Consider the following 22482-nt stretch of genomic DNA (forward strand, 5'->3'; position numbering starts at 1 on the left):
CACGCCGCCCAGCAATTCGCGGGTCGGCCCGGTGGAGGGTGTCGCGCATTATCTCCCTACTTGCCGCTTTCCGGCACCGGTACAGCTTACGTTGTACAACGCAGCTGCCTTCAGGGGGGTGTCCTGCGCATCACAACAACACACCGATTGCCCTCAAGATTCCTCGGGGCCACCGTAGTTGACGTTTCCTTTACAGGCGCGAGACCCCGCCGGAAGGCTTCCGACGGGGCCCCTGCCGAACCGGGTCACTTACCCGTGAACTTCTCGTACTCCTTCAGGACCTCTTCGGTCGGGCCGTCCATACGCAGTTCACCGCGTTCCAGCCAGAGCACGCGGTTGCAGGTGTCCCGGATGGACTTGTTGTTGTGGCTGACCAGAAAGACCGTGCCGGCTTCCTTGCGCAGTTCCCGGATGCGGTCCTCCGAGCGCTTCTGGAACTTCCGGTCACCGGTGGCGAGCGCCTCGTCGATCATGAGGACGTCGTGGTCCTTGGCGGCGGCGATGGAGAACCTGAGCCGGGCCGCCATACCGGAGGAGTAGGTGCGCATCGGCAGCGTGATGAAGTCGCCTTTCTCATTGATGCCCGAGAAGTCGACGATCTCCTGATAACGCTCCTTGATCTGCTCCCGGGACATCCCCATGGCGAGCCCGCCCAGGATGACGTTCCGTTCACCCGTCAGGTCGTTCATCAGAGCCGCGTTCACGCCCAGCAGGGACGGCTGGCCGTCGGTGTAGACCTTGCCCCGCTCCGCGGGCAGCAGTCCGGCGATGGCACGCAGCAGAGTGGACTTGCCGGAGCCGTTGGAGCCGATCAGGCCGATGGCCTCGCCGCGGTAGGCGACGAAGGACACCCCGCGCACGGCGTGCACCTTGCGCACCCCGCGCTCCTCGCCCCGCCGGACGATCCGGCTGAGCGCCGCCGTGGCGCTGCCCTTGCCGGTCTTGGCGCCGTTGACCCGGTAGACGATGTGCAGATCGTCGGCGATGACAGTGGGGCGGCGGTCCCCGGTGTGCTGCTCAGCCACGGCCGTACCTCTCCTCCGCCTTCCAGAAGTACACGAAGCCGCCCGCGAAGACGGCCACGGCCCAGAACAGCGCGATGGCCCACACATGCGGGGGCAGGTTCGAGGCGCCGTAGCCGTCGATCAGCGCGAAGCGCATCAGGTCCATGTAGACCGCGGCCGGGTTGACCTGGAGCAGCCGGACCGCGATCTCCGAGCGGCCCTCCATCATCTTGTGGATGGAGAACATCACGCCGGAGGTGTACATCCAGGTGCGCAGGATGAACGGCATCAGCTGGGCGAGGTCCGGGGTCTTGGCGCCCATGCGGGCCACGATCAGCGCGAGCCCGGTGTTGAACAGGAACTGCAACAGCAGGACCGGCACGATCAGCAGCCAGGAGGCGCTCGGGTAGCTGCCGAAGCCGATCGCCACGATGAACATCACGATCATCGAGAAGAGCAGCTGCTGGAGCTGCTGGAGCGAGAAGGAGACGGGCAGCGAGGCGCGCGGGAAGTGCAGGGCGCGCACCAGACCGAGGTTGCCGGAGATCGCGCGGACGCCCGACATGACCGAGCTCTGCGTGAAGGTGAACACGAACACGCCCGTGACCAGGAACGGGATGTACACGTCCTGGGACAGGCCCCGGCTCGCGTGCAGGATGACGCCGAAGATGAAGTAGTACACGCCGGCGTTCAGCAGCGGGGTGGCCACCTGCCAGAGCTGGCCCAGCTTGGCCTGGCTGTACTGCGCCGTCAGCTTGGCCTGGGAGAAGGCGAGGATGAAGTGGCGCCGCCCCCACAGCTGCCGGACGTACTCGACGAGCGTGGGCCTGGCGCCGCTCACGGCGAGCCCGTACTTGGCGGCGAGCTCGGCCGCCGTCAGCCCCTCGTCGGGCGACGGCGCCGCGCTCACCGCGACACCGCCGTCATGCGTTGTGTGACTCACGAGTGGAAACCAGGACTCTCTCGGTAAGAAGCTTGCTCTTCAGGTAAGAAGCTTCTCAGATCACCGGGGGTCGTCCCAGCCGGGTCAGCCGCCAGACCGTGCGCCACCGCATGGGCCGGCGCGGGCCGCAGGGCGTGGTCCAGCCCTCCTTGAAGCCGCCGAACCAGGCCTTCAGGGCCGGACCGGAGGGGCGGCGGAGCAGCGTGAGCAGCAGCCACACCCCGAGATAGACGGGGACGAGGAGGGTGGGCAGGTTGCGGCGGGCGAGCCAGACCCGGTTGCGGGCGACCATGCGGTGGTAGACCGCGTGCCGCGAGGGCGCGGTCGTCGGGTGGTACAGCACCATGTCGGACCGGTAGTCGATCAGCCAGCCCGCGTTCAGCGCGCGCCAGGCCAGGTCGGTCTCCTCGTGGGCGTAGAAGAACTCGTCCGGCAACCCGCCGACCTCGGCGAAGACACGGGTGCGTACGGCGTTGGCGCCGCCGAGGAAGGTGGTCACCCGGGAGGAGCGCATCGGGTCGGAGGCACGCAGCCGGGGCACGTGCCGGCGCTGGGTCTCACCGGTCTCGGGGTCGGCGATCCGGAAGCTGATGATGCCGAGCTCCGGGTCCGCCTGGAACGCCTCCCGGCACAGCTGGGCGGTGTCATGGCGGGCGAGCAGGCCGTCGTCGTCCAGGAACAGCAATATGTCGACATCCCGGCCGGCCGGCCCGAAGGCCTCTATGCCGACGTTGCGGCCGCCGGGGATGCCCAGGTTCTCGGGCAGCTCGACGGTCCGTACGCCCTCGGGCACGTCCGGCACCGGGGAACCGTTGCCGACGACGACCACCTCGACGCGGTCGCCGTCCTGCTTGGCCACGGAGTCGAGCAGGGCCCGCAGCTCCTCCGGCCGGTTGCCCATGGTGATGATGACGGCGCCGACCTTCATGGCACTCACTTCAGCCTGCGCGAGGCGAGGATGGACACCAGGTGCAGCACGGTCTGGAGCATCGCGATGCCGGCCAGCACGGCGGTGCCGAGACGGGTGAAGAACAGGTCGCCGCGGATGTGGTCCGCGACGGCGAGGACCACGATCAGCAGCGAGGCCTCGATGCCGAGGATCAGCCGGTGGAACTTGAGCGCGGCGGCGGCCCGGCGGGCCAGCGCCATCCCGGAGGAGCGCAGCTCCGCGGCGGCCTCCTGGACCGGCGGCTTGCCGGTCTGGTGCCGGGCGACACCGACGAGGTCGGTCTCGGCCTTGATCAGGATGGCGCCGAGCGCGGCGAGGGTGCCGAGGAAGGCCCACAGCCAGTCGATCCGGCCGCCGCCCCACAGGTCGGCGGCGCGCAGACCGAGGCCGACCAGCACGGCCGCGTCGGTGAGATAGGCGCCGACCCGGTCCAGATAGACACCGCTGAGCGAGTACTGCTTCTTCCAGCGGGCGATCTCGCCGTCCACGCAGTCCAGCAGCAGGTACAGCTGGGTGGCGACGACACCGAGGACGGCGCCCGCGATCCCCGGCACCAGCAGGGCCGGGGCCGCGAGCACACCGCAGACGGTCATCAGGTAGGTGAGCTGGTTGGGCGTGACCCGGGTGTTGACCAGGTAGCGGTCGATCCGCAGGGAGACCTCACGCATGTAGAGGCGCCCCGCCCAGTGCTCACCGCTGCGCCGGTCCTTCACCCCGGCGGGGTGCACGACCGGACGGAGTTCAGCTACCGATGGCCTTGACATAGTCGGCGTAGATGTCCTTGATCTGGTTCGTCTTGAGGTCGAGGTGTTCGATGATCGTGTAGCGCCCGGGCCGGGTCTCCGGAGCGAACTCCACGACGCGGACGAACTCGTCCACGGTGAAGCCGATCTCCTCCGGCAGCACCGGAAGCCCGTGCCGGCGCAGCACCTCGGCCATGTGGGCCGACTCCTCGTGCGCTCCGCGCAGGTACATCGCGAAGGCGGCGCCGAGTCCGCACTGCTCGCCGTGGGCCGCCGCCCGCTTGGGGAACAGCAGGTCGAAGGCGTGGTTGATCTCGTGGCAGGAGCCGGAGGACGGGCGGGAGTCGCCCGACACGGACATCGCGATACCGCTGAGGACCAGCGCCTCGGCGAGCACCTGGAGGAAGTCGTTGTCCCCGATGCCGCCGGGGTGCCGCAGCACGGCCTCGCCGGCCTGCCGGGCCATGGCGGCGGCCAGACCGTCGATCTTCTCGCCGTTGACCCTGTTGGACAGCTCCCAGTCCGCGATCGCGTTGACGTTGGAGATCGCGTCGCCGATGCCCGCCCGGACGAAGCGGGCCGGGGCCTCGCGGATCACGTCCAGGTCGATGACCACGGCGATCGGGTTGGGCACGCCGTAGGAGCCGCGGCCCGCGTCGTTGTCCAGGGTCGCGACCGGTGAGCACAGGCCGTCGTGGGCGAGGTTGGTGGGGACGGCGACCAGCGGCAGGCCCACCCGGGCCGCCGCGAACTTGGCGCAGTCGATGATCTTGCCACCGCCGAGGCCGACCACCGCGTCGTAGTGGCCGGACTTCATCTCGCCGGCCAGCCGGACCGCGTCGTCCAGGGTGCCGCCACCCACCTCGTACCAGCTGGCGCCGGGCAGCGAGGGCGAGACCCGCTCGCGCAGCCGGGCGCCGGAGCCGCCGCTGACGGCGACCGCGAGCCGCCCGGACTGGGCGATGCGTTCATCGGCGAGGACCGCCCCCAGGTCGTCCAGGGCACCCGGGCGGATGTCCACGACGACCGGCGAGGGAATGAGCCGGGTCAGGAGCGGCATGCGATCTCCCGGCCACGGGCGAGGTCGTCGTGGTTGTCGATCTCCACCCAGTCGACGTCGCCGATCGGCGCGACGTCGATCCGGAAACCGCGGTCGACCAGCTCCTGGTAGCCGTGCTCGTAGAACTGCTGCGGGTCCGTCTCCCAGACCGTCTTCAGTGCGTCGGCCAGCTCGGCGGCGGCGTCACCCTCGATGAGGGTGACCCCGATGTACTCACCAGTCGCCTCGGCCGGGTCCATCAGCTTGGTGATCTTCGTCATCCCCTTGGCGGGGTCGACGACGACCTTCATCTCCTCGTCGGCCAGGGACTTCACGGTGTCCAGCGCGAGGATGATCTTCCTGCCCTCACCGCGGGCGGCCAGCAGCGTCTTCTCCACCGAGACCGGGTGCACGGTGTCGCCGTTGGCGAGGATCACGCCGTCCTTCAGGGCGTCCCGGCCGCACCACAGGGAGTAGGCGTTGTTCCACTCCTCGGCCTTGTCGTTGTCGATGAGGGTGAGCTTCAGGCCGTACTTCGCCTCCAGGGCCGCCTTGCGCTCGTACACGGCCTCCTTGCGGTAGCCGACGATGACCGCGACCTCGGTCAGACCGACCTCGGCGAAGTTGGCCAGGGTCAGGTCGAGGACCGTGGGCTCACCCTCGATGCCCGCGGGCCCCACCGGCACCAACGCCTTGGGCAGGGTGTCGGTGTAGGGGCGCAGACGCCGTCCGGCGCCGGCCGCCAGCACGAGGCCGATCATGCGGGTTCTCCTTCGTCGTGTACGGCGGGCGCCCCAGCGGACACCCAGAAGCGGATGCTCTCGGCGAGCACCACGAGGGCGACGGCCACGGCGAGCACCGTGAGCGCGACCTTGAACTGCGCCGCGGTGAGGACCGCGGCCAGGACCGTGACGAGGAGCGTGCGCCCCTCGTGCCCCCCGATGGAGCGCACCAGCCAGGCCGGGGGCGCTCCGGCGTTGCCGCGGATGCGGTACACCGTGTCGTAGTGATGGTAGGCGACGGCCGCCACCAGCCCGAAAGCCGCGGGCAGTGCTCCGTTCACCCCGGCCTTGGCCGCCAGGACGAGGACGGTGCCGTACTCGGCGGCCCGGAAGAGGGGCGGTACCAGCCAGTCCAGGGCGCCCTTGAGGGGGCGGTACAGGGCCTGCCCCGCGGTGATGGCGTAGACGGCGGCACCCGCGACCGGGGCCCAGGTCACTCCGGAGAAGAGGGACGCGGCGAGGATCGCCGTACCGGCGAGGGCCACGAGCAGCGGGGCGCCGAGGCGGACGCGTGTGAGGCGGGCCACGAGGGCGGCGAGCGGGCCGTTGTCGGCGAGGTCGGCGAGGGCCTGTGCCGCCCGGTCGGTGCGGCTCGCCCTGCGGGTCACGGACCTCAGCACCCGCCCGGCCGTGGTGTACGTCGCCGCGAAGGCGCAGCCGACGAGCAGGACGGAGAAGGTGATCCGGGGGGTCGTGGCCGCCGTGAGCACCGCGATCATCGCCCAGCGCTCGCCGATCGGCAGCACGATCATCCGCCGTACCCAGACCGTCCAGCCGACGCTGTCGAGCTTGTCGGAGAGGGCGGCGGTGGGGCTGGTGTTGGCGGTGGCGTCGTGGTTGGCCTCGGTGAAGGAGAAGTCGACCACGTGCCGGCAGGTCTGGAGCACCATCGCGCCGAGGGCGAGGGCCCATACGTCGTCGCCGCCGCGCGCCGCGCCGAGGGCGAGGCCGGCGTAGTAGGCGTACTCCTTGGCCCGGTCGAAGGTGGCGTCCAGCCAGGCGCCGAGCGTGGAGTACTTCAGGGCGTAGCGGGCGAGCTGGCCGTCGGTGCAGTCCAGCACGAAGGAGGCGATGAGCAGCACACCGGCGGCGACGAAGCCGCCCCGGGTGCCGGTGGCCGCGCAGCCGGCCGCGATGAGCGCGGTGAGCAGCGAGGCGGTGGTGACCTGGTTCGGGGTCAGGCCGCGGCGGGCGCACCAGCGGGCGATGTAGCGCGAGTACGGGCTGATGAAGAAGGTGGTGAAGAAGCCGTCCCGGGACTTCACGGCCGACTTCAGGCGTACGGCCTCGTCGTCGACGGCGGCGACGGCCTGCCGGGCCTCGTTGCGGGCCTGCGGGTCCTCGGGCACCTCCGCGACCAGGCTGCCGAGCTCCGGGCGGTGTACGGCGCTGCCGTCGGCGTCGAGCGCGGTGACGAGGCGGTCGGCGAGGCTGCCGACGTCCACGGCCGTACCGGTGCCGCCGCCGGCGGAGGTCTCGCGGGCCAGGGCCCGGGTCAGCGCCTGCCGGGCGGCCGGCTGGGCGGTGACGGCGCCGGGGATCGCGGAGAGCGGGAAGCGCGGGTCGGTCAGACCGAGGCGCAGGGCGTGCGGGTGGCCGACGAAGCGGGCGTCGACCAGGGCCACGCGGTCGCCGGCCGGGGCGGCGGCGAGCAGGGTCTCGGCCTCGGCGGCGTCCGCTGCCGTGCGCACATCGAAGCCGAGGGACCGCAGATCGTGGTCGAGCGACGATCCGGGGACCGGCTGACCCGTGACGATGGCGGTCGACAACCGAACTCACTCCCTGGACGCCGGCGCGCGGCGGCACCGGACTTCTGCATGGTGGGCGCCCTGCCTGCGGCCCGGGCGGCATGTCGGCAGAGGGTATCGGATGGGTGGAAGCCCGTGTTCACCGGCCGTTCACAGCCCGGTCCACGGGGCCTGCCCGGGCCTTTGCCGCGATCATCATCGGGGATCGGGGGCCCGGCCCACAAACCCGTGGGCGCAGACCCGGGCATCCAGGACACCCTGGGTGTCGGCATAGGGTGGACGACCATGACGTGGCTGATCACCGGCGGGGCCGGATACATCGGGGCGCATGTGGCACGGGCCATGGCGGGCGCCGGGGAGAAGGTCGTGGCACTGGACGACCTGTCGGCGGCGGTACCGGAGCGGCTGCCCGCGGACGTGCCGCTGGCCGAGGGCTCGACGCTGGACGGGGACCGGCTGCGGCAGGTGCTGCGGGAGTACGGCGTGACCGGCGTCGTCCATCTCGCGGCGCGCAAGCAGGTCGCCGAGTCGGTGGCGCAGCCGACCCGCTACTACCGGGAGAACGTCGGCGGCCTCGCCACGCTCCTGGACGCGGTCGCCGAGGCGGGCGTCCGCCGGCTGGTCTTCTCCTCGTCGGCGGCCGTGTACGGCAATCCGGACGTGGACCTGATCACCGAGGACACCCCGTGCGCGCCGGTCAACCCGTACGGCGAGACCAAGCTGGCCGGGGAGTGGCTGGTGCGGGCGGCCGGAAAGGCACACGGGATCTCCACGGTGTGCCTGCGCTACTTCAACGTGGCGGGCGCGGCCGCCCCGGAGCTGGCGGACACGGGGGTGTTCAACATCGTGCCCATGGTCTTCGACCGGCTCACCCGTGACGAGGCGCCGCGGATCTTCGGTGACGACTATCCGACGCCGGACGGCACCTGCGTCCGGGACTACATCCATGTCGCCGATCTCGCCGAGGCCCATCTGGCGGCGGCGCGGCGGCTGGCGGACGGCACCCTCTCCGGTGATCTGACGCTGAACATCGGCCGGGGCGAGGGGGTCTCGGTGCGCGAGCTGATCACGGTGATCGGCGAGGTCACCGGGGACCACCGGGAGCCGCTGGTCGAGGCGCGCCGGCCGGGGGACGCGCCGCGCGCGGTCGCCTCCGCCGAGCGGGCCGCCCGCGAGCTGTCCTGGCAGGCCCGGCGCGGGGTGCGCGAGATGGTCGCGTCGGCCTGGGAGGGCTGGCGGCTGCACCACGGCGGCTGACCCGCGCCCGCCACCCCCGCCCGCGCTCCGGCCGGCGCCCTGACCAGCGGATCGTTTCCGCAGGTCAGGGCACATGACAACGGTGTTCAGTGCCGCGTTGCCCGATACCCCCCACCCGTAGTTGACTGGGGCACGAGAACGGACCCGAGACAACGGGGAAGGGCGGTTTCCATGGGGGCTGGGCACGACCACGGGCACGCACACACGGCGCCTCCGGGTACGGCCACGGCCGCGTACCGGGGCCGGTTGCGGATCGCGCTGGGCATCACGCTCACGATCATGGTGGTCGAGATCGTCGGCGGCCTGGTCGCGGACTCGCTCGCGCTGATCGCCGACGCGGCACACATGGCCACCGACGCGGTGGGCCTCGGCATGGCCCTGCTCGCGATCCACTTCGCCGGCCGCCCGCCGAGCACCCACCGCACCTTCGGCTACGCCCGCGCCGAGATCCTCGCCGCCCTGGCCAACTGTCTGCTGCTGCTCGGCGTCGGCGGGTACGTCCTGTACGAGGCGGTCCAGCGGTTCGTCACCCCCGCGGAGACCCGGGGCGGCCTGATGGTCGTCTTCGGTCTGATCGGGCTGGTCGCGAACTCCGTCTCGCTCGTGCTGCTGATGCGCGGGCAGAAGGAGAGCCTGAACGTGCGCGGCGCCTTCCTGGAGGTGGCCGCGGACGCGCTCGGCTCGGTCGCCGTGCTGATCTCGGCGGCGGTGATCCTGACCACGGGCTGGCAGCCGGCCGACCCCGTCGCCTCGCTGGTGATCGGGCTGATGATCGTGCCGAGGACGCTGAAGCTGCTGCGCGAGACGCTGGACGTGCTGCTGGAGGCGGCCCCCAAGAACGTCGACATGGCGGAGGTCCGGGCGCACATCCTGGCCCTGGACGGCGTGGAGGACGTCCACGATCTGCACGCCTGGACGATCACCTCGGGCATGCCGGTGCTGTCGGCGCACGTGGTGGTCAGCTCGGAGGCGCTGAACGCCATCGGCCACGAGAAGATGCTGCACGAGTTGCAGGGCTGCCTCGGCGACCACTTCGACGTGGAGCACTGCACCTTCCAGCTGGAGCCGAGCGGGCACGCGGAGCACGAGGCCCGCCTGTGCCACTGACCCCGGGCACGGATGTTCGACCCCGGCGCGGGGTTCCGTGTATCTGCCACCGGGCACGATGATCCACCGGGTCCGCTCCCGGCGCCCGGCCGCGCACGGACATGCGGACATGCGGGGAAGTGCCGGGAGTGCCGGATTCGTACGGCAGACTGGAGCGCGAGGACCGAGGCGAAGGATGGGTATGCCGATCACACCTGCCACCGCGACGCACAACTCGTCGAACGGCACCGCAGAGGCGATTTTGCTGGAACTGGTCGACGAGAAGGGTGTGACGACCGGCACGGCGGAGAAGCTGGCCGCGCACCAGCCGCCCGGGCAGCTGCACCGTGCCTTCTCGGTCTTCCTCTTCGACGAGCAGGGCCGGATGCTGCTCCAGCAGCGGGCGCTCGGCAAGTACCACTCCCCCGGTGTGTGGTCCAACACCTGCTGCGGGCACCCCTGCCCGGGCGAGGCGCCGTTCGCCGCGGCGGCCCGGCGGACGTACGAGGAACTGGGCGTCTCCCCCTCGCTGCTCGCGGAGGCGGGCACCGTCCGCTACAACCACCCGGACCCGGTGTCGGGCCTGGTGGAGCAGGAGTTCAACCACCTGTTCGTCGGTCTGGTGCAGGCACCACTCGCCCCGGATCCCGAGGAGGTCGCCCAGGCCGCGTATGTGACGGCGGCCGAGCTGGCCGAGCGGCACGCCCGGGACCCGTTCTCGGCGTGGTTCATGACGGTGCTGGACGCGGCACGCCCGGCGATCAGGGAGCTGACCGGCCCGTCCGCGGGCTGGTGAACCCCGGCCCGGCAGGCCCGTCGGCTACGACAGCGCCGCGGGCTTGAGCGGCAGGGTGGCCCAGATCACCTTGCCGCCGCTCGCCGTGTGCTCCACGTCGAGCGCCCCGCCCGCCTCCCGGGCCACCTCGCGGACCAGGAGCAGGCCCCGGCCGCCGGTCCGGCCGTGATCGGCCTCCAGGGCGGTCGGCCGGTACGGATGGTTGTCCTCCACGGACACCCGCACCCACTCCGCCCCGACGGCGACCTCCACGGCGAGCGTCGGCGACAGCAGGGCCGCGTGCCGTACGGCGTTCGTGACCAGCTCGGAGACGATCAGCAGCAGCCCGTCCGCCAGATCGTCGGAGACCGGTACGCCCTGGCGCAGCAGCAGGTCCCGGACCGCGTGCCGGGCCCGCGGGACCGAGGCGTCCTCGGCGGGGGCGGTGAACCGCCACACACCCTCGTACGGCAGTGGATCGGGCTGCCGCTCGGCGCCCCCCGCTGGGCGCGGGCCGGCCCCGCGCCCGTGGTCGTCCATCGTCCGATCGCCACCTTCGCGCTCGATTGTCGCCACAGGTCGAGTGTTGGCAACGACCGGCTCCGGCCCCTCTGACTGAACACAAGTCAGCGAGTATCGAGCGCTTTCTGACCGACTGCGTATGACACGGTCACGTGTGGGAGCGTTCCTGTCCGGTGGCGGCACCCCACTCTTCCCGTGCCGCGGATCCGGGCCGCCGCTCCTACTGCGAGACGAGCCCCACGACCCGGCGGCCGCTGTAGCCGGTGGCCAGCAGGCCGAGGCCGTCGAAGAGCAGGGCCAGGGAGAAGAAGGCGCCGATGACGTACTGGCTGCTGCTCGGCCAGTGGGCGAGGACCAGGATCCCGAGCAACAGGTCGAAGACGCCGAGCAGCAGGGTCCAGCCGAACTGCGGACCACGCACCACCAGGCTGCCGACGATCCGGAAGAGACCGGCGCTGAGGAACAGCAGGGCGGCGAACATGGTGAGCGCGGCGGCCGCCGCGTGCGGCAGCCGGATGACGACGACGCCGGCGGCGATGTTCAGGGCGGCGACGATGACACCGAGCCAGAAGAAGCTGGTGCCACGGGCCTGGATGGCGTGCAGCAGGCCGACGATCCCGCCGATCAGCAGCAGCCAGCCGAACAGCAGCATGGAGGTCAGGGTGGCCAGACCGGTGTAGACGAGTCCGACGAGCCCAGCGAGCACGAGGATCACACCGAGCGCCGCGAGCCAGCCGTACCCCTGGCGCATCTTCGCCGCCCGGTCCTTCGGCCTGCGGAACCTGGCCATCGCCGCCTCCTCGAACAACAACCCCTTTGCCGCCGTATCTCCCCTTTGTCCCCGCTGGACCGTCCTCCGTAACGCGTGACCGGTCCCCGCCGGTGCGCCCGGACCGGCCGGTAACATCCGGCCCATGGACCCTGAGCTGTCCCACCACATCGCCGACTCCGTAGCCACCGTGGTGATCCGTCACCCGGCGAAGCGCAACGCCATGACCGCGGCGATGTGGCGGGCCCTCCCGCCGCTGCTCGACGAGCTGGCGCGCGACCCCGGCGTACGGGTGCTCGTGCTGACCGGCGCGGGCGCCACCTTCTGCGCGGGCGCGGACATCTCCTCGCTCCGGGGCTCGGCGGAGCCGCAGGAACTCGCGGTGGCGGCCGAGGAGGCCCTCGCCGCCTTCCCCAAGCCGACGCTCGCCGCGGTGCGCGGGCACTGCGTGGGCGGCGGGGCGCAGCTCGCCGGGGCCTGCGATCTGCGGCTGGCGGAGGAGGGCGCCCTGTTCGGGGTGACCCCGGCCCGGCTCGGCATCGTCTACCCGGCCTCCTCCACCCGCCGTCTGGTGTCGCTGGTCGGCCCGGCCACCGCCAAGTACCTGCTGTTCTCGGCCGAGTTGATCGACACCGAGCGGGCGCTGCGCACCGGGTTCGTGGACGAGGTGCTGCCCGAGGGCGAACTGGACAAGCGGGTGGCCGAGCTGGCCCGGACCCTGGTGTCCCGCTCCCAGCTCACCCAGGCCGCCGCGAAGGAGTTCGCGAACGGCCGGACCGACCGCGACGCCCACTGGGCCGCCCAGGCGCGGGCCGGCGGGGAGATGGAGGAGGGTGTCGCCGCGTTCCTGGAACGCCGGCCGCCGCGGTTCGGCTGGAGCGTCCCTACGACAGGATGAAGCGGCTCCTGGTGCGGAACTCCGCGACCAGGTGGGCCGGGGCCTTCTGAGGGGAGCCGGCGTCGTAGGGCGGCTGCGGGTCGTACTCCGTCAGCAGCTGGACGGCCATGGCGTGTTCGTCGCCCGCGACCCTGCCGAGCAGCGTCAGCCCCATGTCGATGCCGGAGGAGACCCCGGCCGCGGTGACGTACTTGCCGTCCACGACCACCCGCTCCCCGGTGGGCTCGGCGCCGAAGCGCGGCAGCTGGTCCAGGGCCAGCCAGTGCGAGGTGGCGCGGCGCCCGGTGAGCAGCCCGGCGGCGGCCAGCAGCAGCGAGCCCGTGCACACGGAGGTGGTCCAGGCGCTGGTCGCGTCGGCCGCGCGCAGCCAGTCCAGCAGCACCGGGTTGTCCATCTGCGCGTTCTGGCCGGGACCGCCCGGCACCACCACGATGTCCGGGGACGGTACGTCGGCGAGGGTGCGGTCGGCGGTGAGCGCGAGGTGTCCGGTGTCGGTGCGGTGGGGTCCGGTGCGCTCGGCGACGAACACGGTCTCCGCGTCCGGGAGCCGGCCCAGGGTCTCGTAGGGGCCGACGGCGTCGAGGGCGGTGAACCGGTCGTAGAGAACGACGGCGATCTGCACAGGCTTGTCCTTCCGTAGAGGGTGAGGGGTCAGAGGGCGGTCGCCGGGCGGAACCGGCGCCGGTACTCGGCCGGGGAGGTGCCGAGGGTGCGCAGAAAGGCGCGGCGCATGGCCTCGGGGGTGCCGTAGCCGCTGGCGCGGGCGATCCGCTCGACGCCGTCGGAGGTGTCCTCCAGCAGCCGCCGGGCGTGTTCGAGGCGGACCCGGTCGACGTACCGGCCGGGCGTCGTGCCGGTCTCGGCCTGGAAGGCGCGGGTGAACTGGCGCGCGGAGAGGGCGGCGCGGGCGGCGAGCGCCTCGACGCCCAGATCGGCGTCCGGGTGCTCGGTGATCCACTGCTGGACGTCCCGCAGCGGCTCGCGCCGGGCGGTCTGGGCGGCGAGCTGGGCGCTGAACTGGGCCTGGTTGCCCGGCCGGCGCAGGAACACCACCAGGTGCCGGGCGACGGTCAGCGCGGCCTGCCGGCCGAGGTCCTCCTCGACCAGCGCGAGCGCGAGGTCGATGCCCGCGGTGACCCCGGCCGAGGTGGCCACGGGCCCGTCCCGGACGTAGACCGGGTCCGGGTCGACCTCGACGGCCGGGTGGTCCCGGGCGAGCTTCGCGCAGTACGCCCAGTGCGTGGTCACCCGTCGGCCGTCCAGCAGCCCGGCCCGGGCGAGCAGGAAGGCACCGGTGCAGACGGAGACCAGGCGCCGGGCCCGCGGGCCGTGCGCCCGCAGCCACTCCACCAGCCGCGGATCGGGGCCCTCGGTGCCCTCCCCGCCGGGCACCACCAGCGTGTGCGGACCGGCTTCCCCGGCCAGGGACCCGTCCGGTACGACGGTCAGCCCGCTGGAGGTGCGCACCGGGCCGCCGTCCAGGGAGGCGGTACGGAGGCGGTACGAGCCGGGGGTGTGCCGCTCGGCACCGGTGAAGACCTCCACGGGACCGGTGACGTCGAGACTCTGGACGCCGTCGAAGAGGACGACGAGAAGGGTGCGTGGCGTCATGTCCACGATTGTTGGCGGGCCGCGCGATGACGGCAACGACGGATTTCCCACCTTTTCCGCCATGCCGCGTGCCGCCCTGATCCCCGGTGGTCGGCGTCACCTGCCACAATTGCCGCGCAACCTCAGCGGAGAAGGCGGTACGGGATCGTGACGACACCCGGATCCATCGGAGCGGGATCCATCGAAGGCAGGATCGCCGAGGAACTCGGCGTACGGGAGCGGCAGGTGAAGGCCGCGGTGGAGCTGCTCGACGGCGGTTCGACGGTGCCCTTCATCGCCCGCTACCGCAAGGAAGCGACCGAGATGCTCGACGACGCGCAGCTGCGCACGATCGAGGAGCGGCTGCGCTATCTGCGGGAGCTGGAGGAGCGGCGGACCGCGATCCTGGAGTCGGTGCGCGAGCAGGGCAAGCTGACCGAGGAGCTCGAGGCCCGGATCCGGGGCGCCGAGACCAAGGCGCGGCTGGAGGACATCTACCTCCCCTACAAGCCCAAGCGGCGCACCAAGGCGCAGATCGCGCGCGAGGCGGGCCTGGAGCCGCTGGCCGAGGGCCTGCTCGGCGACCCGACGGTGGACCCCCTGGCGGCCGCCGCCGCGTTCGTGGACGCCGGCAAGGGCGTCGCCGATCCGCAGGCCGCGCTGGACGGCGCGCGGGCGATCCTCACCGAGCGGTTCTCGGAGGACGCCGACCTGATCGGCGAGTTGCGCGAGCGCATGTGGGTGCGCGGCCGGCTGGCCGCGAAGGTGCGCGAGGGCAAGGAGGAGGCGGGCGCCAAGTTCGCCGACTACTTCGACTTCGCGGAGCCGTTCACCGAGCTGCCCTCGCACCGGATCCTGGCGATGCTGCGCGGTGAGAAGGAGGAGGTCCTGGACCTCGTCCTGGAGCCGGAGGAGGCCACCGACGGCCCGTCCTCCTACGAGGGCATCATCGCCGCGCGGTTCGGCATCGCCCACCGCGGCCGGCCCGCCGACAAGTGGCTCACGGACACCGTCCGCTGGGCCTGGCGCACCCGGATCCTGGTCCACCTCGGCATCGACCTGCGGCTCCGGCTGCGTACGGCGGCGGAGGACGAGGCGGTGAACGTGTTCGCCGCGAACCTGCGCGACCTGCTGCTCGCCGCGCCGGCCGGCACCCGGGCGACCCTGGGCCTGGACCCCGGCTTCCGCACCGGTGTGAAGGTCGCCGTGGTCGACGCCACCGGCAAGGTGGTGGCCACCGACGTGATCTACCCGCACGTCCCCGCCAACAAGTGGGACGAGGCGATCGCCAAGCTGGCGCGGCTGTCGAAGGAGCACGCGGTCGAGCTGGTCGCGATCGGCAACGGCACCGCGTCCCGTGAGACCGACAAGCTCGCCACCGAGCTGATCGCCAGGCACCCGGAGCTGAAGCTCACCAAGGTGATGGTGTCCGAGGCCGGCGCCTCGGTGTACTCGGCCTCGAGTTACGCCTCGCAGGAGCTGCCGGACCTGGACGTGTCGCTGCGCGGCGCGGTCTCCATCGCCCGTCGGCTCCAGGACCCGCTGGCCGAGCTGGTGAAGATCGACCCCAAGTCGATCGGGGTCGGCCAGTACCAGCACGACCTGTCCGAGGTGAAGCTGTCCCGCTCGCTGGACGCGGTCGTCGAGGACTGTGTGAACGGCGTCGGCGTGGACGTGAACACCGCGTCCGTGCCGCTGCTCGCGCGGGTGTCGGGCATCTCCTCCGGGCTCGCCGAGAACATCGTCGCGCACCGGGACGCCAACGGGCCGTTCCGCTCCCGCTCGGAGCTGAAGAAGGTGGCGCGGCTCGGTCCGAAGGCGTTCGAGCAGTGCGCGGGCTTCCTGCGGATCCGGGGCGGCGACGACCCGCTGGACGCGTCCAGCGTGCACCCCGAGGCGTATCCGGTGGTGCGCCGCATGGTGAAGACCACGGGCCAGGAGGTGGCCTCCCTCGTCGGCAACACGGGCGTGCTGCGCTCGCTGCGGCCCGCCGACTTCGTGGACGACACCTTCGGTCTGCCCACGGTGACGGACATCCTGAAGGAGCTGGAGAAGCCCGGGCGTGACCCGCGTCCGGCGTTCCGGACGGCCACCTTCAAGGAGGGCGTGGAGAAGATCTCCGACCTGGCCGCCGGGATGGTCCTGGAGGGCGTGGTGACGAACGTGGCCGCCTTCGGCGCGTTCGTGGACATCGGCGTCCACCAGGACGGCCTGGTGCATGTGTCGGCGATGTCGAAGACGTTCGTCAAGGACCCGCGCGATGTGGCGAAGCCGGGTGACATCGTCAAGGTGAAGGTCCTCGACGTGGACATCCCGCGCAAGCGGATCGCGCTCACCCTGCGCCTGGACGACGAGGCGTCGCCGCAGGGCCAGGGCGGCGGCCGGCAGCAGCGCGGCGGCGGCGCCCGGCCGCCCCAGCAGCGGCAGGGCCAGCGCCAGGGCCGCGGTGGCGACAAGGGCGGCGACCGGGGCGGGCGTCAGGCCCCGCCGCCGGGCAACAGCGCGATGGCCGACGCGCTGCGGCGGGCGGGCCTGCTGGACCCGAAGAAGCGGTAGCCCGGCGGGGCACTGTCCGGGTCCCGGGCCGAAACCCCGGGACCCGCCTTAACCGGGGACCGCCTTGACCCGGCACCCGGCTTCCGCTTGCTAGCGCTCCGTCACCTTTCCGTCCGCGACCTCCAGGTGGCGGGACACGCTGACCGCGTCCAGCATGCGGCGGTCGTGGGTGACCAGGAGGAGGGTGCCGGTGTAGGCGTCCAGGGCCTGCTCCAGCTGTTCGATGGCGGGCAGGTCGAGGTGGTTCGTCGGCTCGTCGAGGACGAGGAGGTTGACGCCCCGGCCCTGGAGCAGGGCGAGGGCGGCACGGGTGCGTTCGCCCGGGGAGAGGGTCGCGGCCTGGCGCAGGACGTGCTCCGACTTCAGGCCGAACTTGGCGAGCAGCGTGCGGACCTCGACCGGCTCGGTGTCGGGCACGGCCGCGCAGAAGGCGTCCAGCAGGGTCTCCGGGCCGTGGAACAGCCCCCGGGCCTGGTCGACCTCGCCGACCAGGACGCCGGAGCCGAGCGCGGCGTGCCCGGAGTCGAGCGGGACACGGCCCAGCAGCGCGCCCAGCAGGGTCGACTTGCCCGCGCCGTTGGCGCCGGTGACCGCGACCCGGTCCGCCCAGTCGATCTGGAGGGACACCGGTCCGAAGGTGAAGTCCCCGCGCCGTACCTCGGCGTCCCGCAGGGTGGCGACCACCGCTCCGGAGCGCGGGGCGGACGCGATCTCCATGCGCAGCTCCCACTCCTTGCGCGGCTCCTCGACCACCTCCAGGCGTTCGATCATGCGCTGCGTCTGGCGGGCCTTGGCGGCCTGCTTCTCACTGGCCTCGCTGCGGAACTTGCGGCCGATCTTGTCGTTGTCGTTGCCGGCCTTGCGCCGGGCGTTCTTCACGCCCTTGTCCATCCAGGTGCGCTGCATCTGGGCGCGGTCCTGGAGGGCGCCCCGCTTGTCGGCGTACTCCTCGTAGTCCTCGCGGGCGTGCCGGCGGGCCACCTCGCGCTCTTCCAGGTAGGCCGCGTAGCCGCCGCCGTAGAGGTTGATCTGCTGCTGGGCCAGGTCGAGTTCCAGGACCTTGGTGACCGTGCGGGTGAGGAACTCGCGGTCGTGGCTGACGACGACCGTGCCCGCGCGCAGACCGGTGACGAAGCGTTCGAGGCGCTCCAGGCCGTCGAGGTCGAGGTCGTTGGTGGGCTCGTCCAGGAGGAAGACGTCGTAGCGGGACAGCAGGAGGGAGGCGAGGCCGGCGCGGGCGGCCTGGCCGCCGGAGAGGGAGGTCATCGGCTGGTCCAGGCCGACGGCGAGGCCGAGCGAGTCGGCCGCTTCCTCCGCACGCTCCTCCAGGTCCGCGCCGCCGAGGCCGAGCCAGCGCTCCAGGGCGGTGGCGTAGGCGTCGTCGGCCCCGGGGGCGCCGTCCACCAGCGCCTGCGTGGCCTCGTCCATCACGCGCTGTGCGGCGGTCACGCCGGTGCGGCGGCCGAGGAACTCCCGGACGGTCTCCCCCGGCCTGCGCTCCGGCTCCTGCGGCAGATGGCCGACGGTTGCGGCCGGCGGGGACAGCCGCAGCTCGCCGTGCTCGGGCGCGAGCAGCCCGGCGAGCATCCGCAGCAGGGTGGACTTGCCCGCGCCGTTGGCACCGACCAGCCCGATCACGTCGCCGGGCGCGACGACGAGGTCGAGCCCGGAGAAGAGGGAGCGGTCGCCGTGCCCGGCGGCGAGGTTCTTGGCGACGAGAGTGGCAGTCATCAGACGCCGAGTTTAAGGGGCTGGCTGGTCGGGTGTGCCTCAGCCTGTTGTGCCGTGGTGCACCGGTGCCACGAGCACGGCCTGTGCGGTCCGGGCGACCAGGTAGGCGTCCCCCTTGACGGCCCCCGGGTCCAGGGGGACGCGGTGCCGGCCGGGTGTCAGGGTGCCGTCGAAGACCTCGTGGGCGCGGTTGCGGCGGAGCCGGCCTTGGCGGTACGCGGTGATCCGCACCCGGCACGCCGAGGTCACCTCCACGACCGCCGTGCCGTCGGCGGCGGCCAGCGCCGTCAGCCGGCGCCCCGGGAGCGGGCCGCGGTCCAGGGCCTGCTCGATCTGGGCGACGAAGACCGGCACGATCGGGGCGGGCGCCTCGACGCACCCGGCCTCGATGCCGGCGCGCTCCAACGCCCGCCGCATCTCGGCGCGTTCGGCCGCGGTGACCGTGTCGGCGAAGGCGACGGCGCCGTATCCGCGCAGTTCCTCGGCGGGCACGTCCCGGGCGTCCGGGGTGATGTCCGCGCCGACGCCGATGGCGCGCAGCGCGGCGGCCGTCCGGGCGAGCCCGCCGGCCCGGGCGCCGATCAGCAGGACCCGGCGGCGGGGTGCGGCGGGGCCGTCGACCAGGGCGGTGAGGGCGGCGCGGTACTCGGGGCCGTGGAAGCGGAACGGTCCTATGCCGTGATAGCCGTCGCGCTCCAGGTCCGCCCGCGGTCCCGTCTGCCAGGCGAGGTCCCGCCACACGTAGTCCTCGCCGTCGCGCTCGATGACGGCCGTGACCGCTCCGCAGGCCAGGTCCTCGCACTCGGGGCAGCCGTAGAGGACGAACCGGCCGTCCGCCAGCGGGGGTCCGGCCTCCAGCAGCAGCGCCCGGACGTGCGCGGTGAAGATCGCGGGCGGCACGTCGGAGGCGAGCGGGGAGACGGCGTCCAGGTCGGACAGGAGCGGCAGCAGGGGGCGGCCGTCCACGACGAAGTCCAGGAAGTCGCGGTGGGTCCGGACACCGCCGTCGGCGAGGACACCCCCGGCGCGCATCGCCGGAGCCACGCCGAAGGTCGCGTATACGGCAGACATGCTGTGAGTATCCCCACACCGGGACGGATGTGAGCGCCGCATGACATATTCGCCGGGCGCTGTCCCTTAGTCCGGGCAGGGCCTATCGTCCTGGCGTGGACAGCGAGCCGGGTGACGAAGTGATCGTGGTCGGGGGCGGGGTCGCCGGCCTCACGACGGCCGTGGTGCTGGCCGAGTCGGGGCGGCGGGTGCGGGTGTGGGCGCGGGAGCCGGCCGAGCGGACGGTCTCGGCGGTCGCCGGCGGCCTGTGGTGGCCGTACCGCATCGAACCGGAGCCGCTGGCCGGGGCGTGGGCGCTGGAATCCCTCGCGGTGTACGAGGAGTTGGCCCTCCGGCCGCGGGAGACGGGCGTACGTCTGGTCGAGGGCGTACACGAGGGGGTCCGGCTGGACGAGCTGGGCGACTGGGCCGGCCGGGTGCCGGGGCTGCGGGCGGTGGCGGACGGGCTGGCGGCGCGGCTGCCGGTGATCGACATGCCGGTGTATCTGGGCTGGCTGCGGGAGCGGCTCGTACGGGCCGGTGGCGCGGTGGAGTCGCGCGAGGTGACCGACCTGGCCGCGGTGCCGGCGGCCGTCGTGGTCAACTGCACGGGACTCGGGGCCCGGTCCCTGGTGCCGGACCCGGCGGTACGGCCGGTGCGCGGGCAGCTGGTCGTGGTGGCGAACCCGGGGATCACGAACTGGTACGTCTCCGTCGACCGCTCCCCCACCGACTCCACCTACTTCATCCCGCAGCCCGGCAGACTGCTGCTCGGCGGTACGTCGCAGGAGGACGACTGGTCGCCGGAGCCGGACCCGGCCGTGGCCGCGGCGATCGTCGCCCGCTGTGCGGCGGTACGGGCGGAGATCGCGGGAGCCCGGGTGCTGGAACATCGGGTGGGCCTGCGGCCGGTGCGCGATGCGGTACGGCTGGAGCGGGAGGCGCTGCCGGGCGGCGGCCCGGTGCTGGTGCACAACTACGGCCATGGCGGCGCCGGGGTCACGGTGGCGTGGGGATGCGCGCGGGAGGCGGCCGGGCTGGCGCTCACGGCCGTCTGAGGGGCGCGGGTTGTGCGCCCCTCGGCGGCCGCACCGGCTAGGCGAGCGGGAGGTCGGCTGTCGTGCGGGAGAGGTCCAGCGTGAGCGTCGGCCTGGTGGACGGGGGTTCGATGAGGTCCCGGTCGGTGCCCGCGATGATCAGGGCCAGCCGGTGCCCCGCGGGTACGACATGGTCGGTGGCCGCGAGGTTCAGGGTCATGGTGTAGGCCGTGCCCGGGGTGAGCGGCACGCCTCTGTCGAGCGAGGCGTGATGGCCGAGGTCGGCCCAGCCGCGGCTGAACACCGTGAAGCCGGCCTCGGTCGTCTTCGCCCGGGTCTCCTTGAAGCAGGCGCTGTCACCGGCCGTGCTCTCGCCCCAGCAGGTGCGCCGGGTCAGCGTGCTGATGCCCTCGCCGTCGTCGGCGTAGTCGCGAAGGGTGTCGGGCCCGAGGTCGACGAGGACGGCGGACAGATGGGCCGACGCGGTGCTCGGGGTCGCGGTGACCGTCACCCGGGAGGAGCCGGACAGGCGCAGGTCGTGGCTGAGCGGTGCGGTCAGGAAGCCGGCCTTCTCGGGGGTGGGCGTGGTCAGGTGCGCGGCCCAGTCGGTCTCGCCGAGCGTCGGGTCGTCGGTGAAGGCCTCGGTGCCGGTGGCGGAGCGCGCCCCGAGGGTGCCGACGCCGGGCCGGGCACCCGGGGCCGGGTGCAGGGTGACGGTGCGGGTGGTGCGCGGGGGCCAGGTCGGCGAGGTGACCCACTGGTCGGGGTGGCGCTCGATGTCGGCCATCGGCTCGCGGTCGATCCCGTTGTCGTAGCCGAGCAGTTCATGGTCGAACCAGCGGTGCAGGGTGTCGACCCAGGCGCCGCGCCGGTAGTCGAAGGGGTCGACATGGCCGGTCTGGGACAGCCAGATCTTGCGCCGCACCCCGTGCCGTGCCAGGGCGTCCCACCACTGGCCGAGGTGCCGGGTACGGACGTTGAGGTCCTGCATGCCGTGCACGAGGAACACGCTGGCGCGCACCTTGGCCGCGTCCTTGACGTAGTCCCGCTCGGTCCACAGCGGGGTCCAGTCGCCGCTGCGCGGGCTGCCGTCGGCGAGCCTTCGCTGGACGGCGGCGCAGTGGGCTCGCGCGCCGTCGCTCTCCACGGCGCCTGCCAGCCGGTCGGGGCCGCTGTCGTGGAGCGGGGCGCCCTGGGCGAAGTAGTAGTCGTACCAGGAGGAGATGGCGCTGATGGGGACGATGGTCTTCAGTCCCCGGACGCCGGTGGCGGCGACGCCGTTGGCGACGGTGCCGTCCCAGCTCTTGCCGATCATGCCGGTCGTGCCGTCGGTCCAGGTCGCCTTGACCGGCCTGCCGCCGGTGCGGCTGCTGTAGCCGCGGGCGCGGCCGCCCAGCCAGTCGATGACGGCCTTCGCGGACTGGATGTCGAAGCGGCCGCCGACGTCCACACAGCCGTCGGAGCGGCCGGTGCCGGCGAGGTCGACGCCGACGAAGGCGTAGCCGCGGGGCACGAAGTAGTTGTCGAGGAAGAGCGGCATACGGACCACCCGGCCATGGGTGTCGTACGTCTTGACCTGGTTCTCGTTGCCACGCCCGCAGCACGCGTAGTAGGGGCTGGCGTCCATGACGACCGGCACCTTGCGGCCCTGCCGGGCGGGTTCGGCGGGCCGGACGATGTCGGCGGCGACCCGGTCGGTCCGGCCGTCCCCGTCCGCGTCGAAGCCCGTGTCCACCCAGACGGACTCACGGACGGCGTTGGCATAGGAGTAGACGGGCCGGCTCTCGCGGTTCCCGTGGTTCTCGCGGGGCGCGGCATGGGCGACGGCCGGGGTGAGGAGGGCGGCCGTCAGGAGGGCGACGACCGCCACGGCCGGCGCCCGCCAGGGTGTGCGGCGCGGGTCTTCCGATGAGTGTCTCGGCATGGGCGGACGGTACTCCCGGCAACTGCGGTGCACGAGAGCGAAAACGGGCGACACGTGTGGCCGCGTGACGGCTGAATGG

Annotated in this window: 20 protein-coding genes and 1 pseudogene; 7 read left to right on the forward strand and 14 right to left on the reverse strand. The window is 72.5% G+C overall.

Annotated features, from left to right (window positions below; all coding sequences use genetic code 11):
* Positions 1-245: 245 nt before the first annotated feature.
* Genes ACFVIU_RS27815 through ACFVIU_RS27845 form a run of 7 tightly spaced genes read right to left on the reverse strand, consistent with a single transcriptional unit; the run spans position 246 to position 7229 of the window.
* On the reverse strand, positions 246-1025 hold the full coding sequence (locus ACFVIU_RS27815; RefSeq protein ID WP_385845834.1) for an ABC transporter ATP-binding protein: 780 nt from the start codon (positions 1023-1025) through the stop codon (positions 246-248).
* On the reverse strand, positions 1018-1947 hold the full coding sequence (locus ACFVIU_RS27820; RefSeq protein WP_385845835.1) for an ABC transporter permease: 930 nt from the start codon (positions 1945-1947) through the stop codon (positions 1018-1020). The genes ACFVIU_RS27815 and ACFVIU_RS27820 overlap by 8 nt, the downstream gene beginning before the upstream one ends.
* A gap of 55 nt (positions 1948-2002) precedes the next feature.
* A complete protein-coding gene (locus tag ACFVIU_RS27825; RefSeq protein WP_385845836.1) occupies positions 2003-2875 on the reverse strand; it encodes a glycosyltransferase family 2 protein in 873 nt (290 codons plus the stop codon).
* Positions 2876-2880: 5 nt separating this feature from the next.
* A complete protein-coding gene (locus tag ACFVIU_RS27830) occupies positions 2881-3624 on the reverse strand; it encodes a CDP-alcohol phosphatidyltransferase family protein (protein ID WP_385845837.1) in 744 nt (247 codons plus the stop codon).
* Positions 3625-3637: 13 nt separating this feature from the next.
* Positions 3638-4699, reverse strand: coding sequence for an iron-containing alcohol dehydrogenase family protein (locus tag ACFVIU_RS27835; protein ID WP_385845838.1), 1062 nt, complete (start codon positions 4697-4699; stop codon positions 3638-3640).
* On the reverse strand, positions 4687-5439 hold the full coding sequence (locus tag ACFVIU_RS27840) for a sugar phosphate nucleotidyltransferase (RefSeq protein WP_385845839.1): 753 nt from the start codon (positions 5437-5439) through the stop codon (positions 4687-4689). The genes ACFVIU_RS27835 and ACFVIU_RS27840 overlap by 13 nt, the downstream gene beginning before the upstream one ends.
* On the reverse strand, positions 5436-7229 hold the full coding sequence (locus ACFVIU_RS27845; protein ID WP_385845841.1) for a DUF5941 domain-containing protein: 1794 nt from the start codon (positions 7227-7229) through the stop codon (positions 5436-5438). Before ACFVIU_RS27845 ends, ACFVIU_RS27840 begins: the two co-directional genes overlap by 4 nt.
* Before the next feature lie 264 nt (positions 7230-7493).
* Here ACFVIU_RS27845 and galE point away from each other — a divergent pair, with 264 nt between their 5' ends.
* From galE to idi, 3 genes are all read left to right on the forward strand, one after another.
* Positions 7494-8465: a UDP-glucose 4-epimerase GalE gene (gene galE / locus ACFVIU_RS27850; RefSeq protein ID WP_385845843.1), complete on the forward strand. Its 972-nt coding sequence runs from the start codon at positions 7494-7496 to the stop codon at positions 8463-8465.
* 171 nt (positions 8466-8636) lie between these two features.
* On the forward strand, positions 8637-9572 hold the full coding sequence (locus ACFVIU_RS27855) for a cation diffusion facilitator family transporter (RefSeq protein ID WP_385845844.1): 936 nt from the start codon (positions 8637-8639) through the stop codon (positions 9570-9572).
* Between the two features lie 181 nt (positions 9573-9753).
* Positions 9754-10347 (forward strand): isopentenyl-diphosphate Delta-isomerase, encoded by a 594-nt coding sequence (gene idi / locus ACFVIU_RS27860; RefSeq protein ID WP_385845846.1) that lies wholly within the window; start codon positions 9754-9756, stop codon positions 10345-10347.
* A gap of 24 nt (positions 10348-10371) precedes the next feature.
* Here the strand turns inward: idi and ACFVIU_RS27865 are convergent, their stop codons facing one another.
* Positions 10372-10866: an ATP-binding protein gene (locus tag ACFVIU_RS27865; RefSeq protein ID WP_385845847.1), complete on the reverse strand. Its 495-nt coding sequence runs from the start codon at positions 10864-10866 to the stop codon at positions 10372-10374.
* Between the two features lie 202 nt (positions 10867-11068).
* Positions 11069-11638: an HdeD family acid-resistance protein gene (locus ACFVIU_RS27870; RefSeq protein WP_385845848.1), complete on the reverse strand. Its 570-nt coding sequence runs from the start codon at positions 11636-11638 to the stop codon at positions 11069-11071.
* A gap of 124 nt (positions 11639-11762) precedes the next feature.
* Between ACFVIU_RS27870 and ACFVIU_RS27875 the strand changes: the two genes are divergently transcribed.
* Positions 11763-12515: an enoyl-CoA hydratase/isomerase family protein gene (locus ACFVIU_RS27875; RefSeq protein WP_385845850.1), complete on the forward strand. Its 753-nt coding sequence runs from the start codon at positions 11763-11765 to the stop codon at positions 12513-12515.
* Here the strand turns inward: ACFVIU_RS27875 and ACFVIU_RS27880 are convergent.
* Both ACFVIU_RS27880 and ACFVIU_RS27885 read right to left on the reverse strand, forming a co-directional pair.
* Positions 12502-13137, reverse strand: coding sequence for a DJ-1/PfpI family protein (locus ACFVIU_RS27880; protein WP_385845851.1), 636 nt, complete (start codon positions 13135-13137; stop codon positions 12502-12504). The genes ACFVIU_RS27875 and ACFVIU_RS27880 overlap by 14 nt on opposite strands.
* Before the next feature lie 29 nt (positions 13138-13166).
* Positions 13167-14126, reverse strand: a complete 960-nt coding sequence (locus ACFVIU_RS27885) for a GlxA family transcriptional regulator (protein ID WP_385845852.1) — start codon at positions 14124-14126, stop codon at positions 13167-13169.
* On the opposite strand from ACFVIU_RS27885, the gene ACFVIU_RS27890 reads away from it, so the two are divergent.
* Both ACFVIU_RS27890 and ACFVIU_RS27895 read left to right on the forward strand, forming a co-directional pair.
* Positions 14125-14277: a hypothetical protein gene (locus tag ACFVIU_RS27890; protein ID WP_385845853.1), complete on the forward strand. Its 153-nt coding sequence runs from the start codon at positions 14125-14127 to the stop codon at positions 14275-14277. The genes ACFVIU_RS27885 and ACFVIU_RS27890 overlap by 2 nt on opposite strands.
* A complete protein-coding gene (locus ACFVIU_RS27895; protein ID WP_385845854.1) occupies positions 14274-16661 on the forward strand; it encodes a Tex family protein in 2388 nt (795 codons plus the stop codon). The genes ACFVIU_RS27890 and ACFVIU_RS27895 overlap by 4 nt, the downstream gene beginning before the upstream one ends.
* Before the next feature lie 90 nt (positions 16662-16751).
* On the opposite strand, the gene ACFVIU_RS27900 is transcribed toward ACFVIU_RS27895, so the two are convergent.
* Entirely contained in the window at positions 16752-18392 is a 1641-nt protein-coding gene (locus tag ACFVIU_RS27900; RefSeq protein WP_385845856.1) for an ABC-F family ATP-binding cassette domain-containing protein, read from the reverse strand.
* 39 nt (positions 18393-18431) lie between these two features.
* Entirely contained in the window at positions 18432-19463 is a 1032-nt protein-coding gene (locus ACFVIU_RS27905) for an oxidoreductase (RefSeq protein WP_385845857.1), read from the reverse strand.
* A 119-nt stretch (positions 19464-19582) separates the two neighbouring features.
* Here ACFVIU_RS27905 and ACFVIU_RS27910 point away from each other — a divergent pair, with 119 nt between their 5' ends.
* On the forward strand, positions 19583-20500 hold the full coding sequence (locus ACFVIU_RS27910) for an FAD-dependent oxidoreductase (RefSeq protein ID WP_385845873.1): 918 nt from the start codon (positions 19583-19585) through the stop codon (positions 20498-20500).
* Here ACFVIU_RS27910 and ACFVIU_RS27915 read toward each other — a convergent pair.
* Positions 20419-22403, reverse strand: a pseudogene (locus ACFVIU_RS27915) (Xaa-Pro dipeptidyl-peptidase). The gene ACFVIU_RS27910 and the pseudogene ACFVIU_RS27915 sit on opposite strands and share 82 nt — an antisense overlap.
* Between the last annotated feature and the right edge of the window lie 79 nt (positions 22404-22482).

The sequence above is a fragment of the Streptomyces sp. NPDC127190 genome (assembly GCF_042672505.1).
Taxonomy (GTDB): domain Bacteria; phylum Actinomycetota; class Actinomycetes; order Streptomycetales; family Streptomycetaceae; genus Streptomyces.